Genomic DNA, 2,980 nt, shown 5'->3' on the forward strand with positions numbered 1-2,980 from the left:
AAAGTTTACTGGGCCACTTTTCGGGGCTGCTCAAGCCTGGAACGATTTGGCCTGTCGCAACCATCGGCACTCCCGTCAATTGATGAAGTAGGTGCGGTAGTCACGTTCGCCGTCTTGGGATCGCCGGCAGCTTTGGGATGGCGCGCCATTTCGGGCGCCAGTCCCTTCGCATATGCAAGAAGGCGCTCGGTTAGTCCTTCCGCATTAGACAACGCGACGAGATGACCACCTGGAATTTCCTCTACCTCTCTTGCTAGCCTTTCGCGCGCGACACGTCGTTGAAATTCGATTGGGAAGAAGCGGTCGTCTCTTCCTGCAAGAACATGAATAGGGATATCGGGCCAGCGCTCGAAACGGCAAGGGTCGCCGAAAACTGTTTCAGATTCCTCGCGTGGTTTGCCCGGACCGGCGCGCAACGCTTCCTCTGGCACGTCGTGCAAGAAGTACGTTCCTACATCGAATTCCACTGCATAGCCGCAGCGCTTTGCAGTTTGTTGCCGCGCTTCAACTGCCCCAGTTGCGTCCCACCATGCACCAGCGGTCTCGCCGGGTTTTGGAATCATCGCGTTAACGAACACGACTACCCGTACGGGCGCACGCGTGCAAACGAGGGGCGCCGTGAAGCCCGCCAGCGACTGGGCAACGAGTATCACGTTACGTCGTTTCGCGATCGCCCGGATTACGATGTCCGCATACGCGACAAGACCGGAGTTCCTATCGTCGCCAGGCAGATCGACCGCGATGGCGTCGTGCCCCGCCGCGCGAATAAGCGGGGCCACGCGGTGCCAATACCAAGCCATGCCGCCCGCTCCGGGAACAAGGACGAATGTTGCCATATGAGTTCTCCTCCGTTGTTGCCGGAATAGTTGCTAAACGAGCACGCCGCTTGATCAGGATTGATCGAGCGGCTCCTTCAGAGGTGCCAGGGCTAATGGAGAGCTATCCACGAAGCTGTATTGCTCCACGGACCGGTTCGGCATTGTCCGGAGCTACGGTGCACAGTTGACGACCCGCGTGCCGTCGAGGCTTCGACGGAGGTTTGCCGAAATCCGTCCTTCGACCTCGCGGGCGACTTGCGCCGCTTGGGAAAGATAATCGATCAGCAGCTGCTGTCCACCATCAGGCATGGTGAAGATGTTGGTCTGGGTGACAGTCGGTGCTTTTGCGCGAATGATAGGCGCGTCTTCGCCGTCATGTATCGTCGCGGAGTATTGTTCGCTTCTCGGCCCCAGGCTCGCGACTCAGCGTACTGCGCCAGGCGCAAAACTACAAAAATCTGCCAGCCGTTGCCTGAGCCAGCGGTGACCTGGATGCTGGTGAGTGCGGTCGTGCCAGATCATTGCGATCGAGAAATCGGGAATGGCCAGGGGTGCGTCAAAGAGGTCAAGCTTGTCAGCGTTGGCGAGCGCCAAACGTCTTGGCGCCACAGCGATCAGATTGGATTTCGACACAGCCTCGATCAAGAAAACGAACGATGATACGGCGAAACATACGTTTCGCTCGCAACCGAGCGCTTCGAGCGCCGCGTCCGTAGCGCCGCGGAAACCCTCCGCTCGCGGCGATACGACAACGTGGTCTGCTGCAAGGAACCGATCTAACGTCATGCGCTCTGAAGCCAACGATCCTTTTCGTGCGATACAAACGTACCTTTCAATGAAGATCAGCTGAGATCGCAGCGCGCCGTTAACGCGTTCAGGCTGCAAAAACGCGACGTCGGCGTCACCCTGCTCTAATTCTGATGCGACGGTTCGACTGTCGCTGAACAGCACCCGCGCGCGAAGCCGAGGAGCTTCCGATCGCAACTCGAGCAGGAAAGGCAACAGGATTGCGACCTGCACGTAGTCCGATCCAGCAAGAGCGAAGCTCATACGGCTGCTTGCGGGCTCAAATTCGTTTCTCGTACCCAGGATGACCCGCAGGCGATCGAGCGCTTCCCGCAGCGGTTGCTGAAGCTCGAGGGCGCGCACCGTCGGCAACACGCCCCTTGATGTCGGCACGAAGAGCTCATCCCCAAACATCGAGCGCAGGCGCGTGAGCCGGCTGCTGAGCGCGGGTTGGCTCAAGTTCAGCCGCTTGGCGGCCCGCGTCACATTTCGCTCCGCGAGAAGGGCCTCCAGCGCCTCGAGCAAATTCAGATCGAGCTTCTCGGTATCCATGGACTCAATATCAGCAGCAAAAAATCGCGATTTCAACAAATACCTAGAACGGCGTTACATTGCCGCTGAGTGAAAGGCTCGCCTCGTCGGCGGTCTTTTTGCCTTGCGCGCGAGTGAGAGCCGAGGAGGTCACCCTGGATCCAGGCCAGCGATATGTGCAACGTCATCACCCTAGCTTCCCGATCGCCGTCGAAGACAACGTCGCAATCTTAAAGCTCAACCGCGCAACCTGCCTAGATATCGCCGGCAAGCACGCGTTGAAAGAGGCGTTGGACGAACTGAAGGCGCGCGAAGACTTGCGTACGCTCATCATCGCTGGAGACCATCCGCAGGCTTTTTTGGTGAACGTAGCCGAACTCGCCGACATGTCGGCGGACGCTGCCCGCGACTTCAGTGCGTCTGGCCATGCACTGGTGGCGGCGTTGGAGGCTCTGCCGTTCCCGGCGGTCGCGGCTGTCGAAGGACCGGCGCTGGGCGGCGGTTGCGAACTCGTGCTCGGCTGCGACCTCGCCTTTGCCGGACGCGGCGCGAGCTTCGGGCAGATCGAGGCGATGGGCGGGGTCATGCCTGCCTTCGGCGGCAGCTGGCGGCTCGCCCGGCGGGTTGGCTATCCGCGCGCGCTCGAGATGATGTTCACCGGCGCCGTCATCGACGCCGAGACCGCCAAGGCATACGGCCTAGTACCCCCTTTTCTTAGAAGGTGAGTCGTGATTCAAGATCGGGATGATACCCGAAGCAAGAGAAGTCCACCTTTCGAGGAAAGATCGCAAGGTGCTTGAGGCGCGCTGTCGCTCGCCGGTTACATTGCAGCGCGATTTGAAGCG

General features: G+C 59.8%; 3 protein-coding genes. 1 reads left to right on the top strand and 2 read right to left on the bottom strand.

The annotated features are described in order from the left end of the window. Positions 1-5: 5 nt before the first annotated feature. A complete protein-coding gene (locus tag JOY90_RS04760; RefSeq protein ID WP_291690000.1) occupies positions 6-836 on the bottom strand; it encodes an alpha/beta fold hydrolase in 831 nt (276 codons plus the stop codon). 405 nt (positions 837-1,241) lie between these two features. Further along, positions 1,242-2,156, bottom strand: coding sequence for a LysR family transcriptional regulator (locus tag JOY90_RS04765; RefSeq protein WP_291690001.1), 915 nt, complete (start codon positions 2,154-2,156; stop codon positions 1,242-1,244). 59 nt (positions 2,157-2,215) lie between these two features. Here JOY90_RS04765 and JOY90_RS04770 point away from each other — a divergent pair, with 59 nt between their 5' ends. Beyond that, positions 2,216-2,860: an enoyl-CoA hydratase/isomerase family protein gene (locus tag JOY90_RS04770; RefSeq protein WP_291690002.1), complete on the top strand. Its 645-nt coding sequence runs from the start codon at positions 2,216-2,218 to the stop codon at positions 2,858-2,860. Positions 2,861-2,980 lie beyond the last annotated feature (120 nt).

It is taken from the genome of Bradyrhizobium sp. (genome assembly GCF_019242285.1).
GTDB lineage: Bacteria > Pseudomonadota > Alphaproteobacteria > Rhizobiales > Xanthobacteraceae > Bradyrhizobium.

Excerpts from the sequence above, each read along its gene's own strand:
- JOY90_RS04760 (WP_291690000.1), bottom strand. The coding sequence starts at position 836 with ATGGCAACATTCGTCCTTGTTCCCGGAGCGGGCGGCATGGCTTGGTAT.
- JOY90_RS04765 (WP_291690001.1), bottom strand. The coding sequence starts at position 2,156 with ATGGATACCGAGAAGCTCGATCTGAATTTGCTCGAGGCGCTGGAGGCC.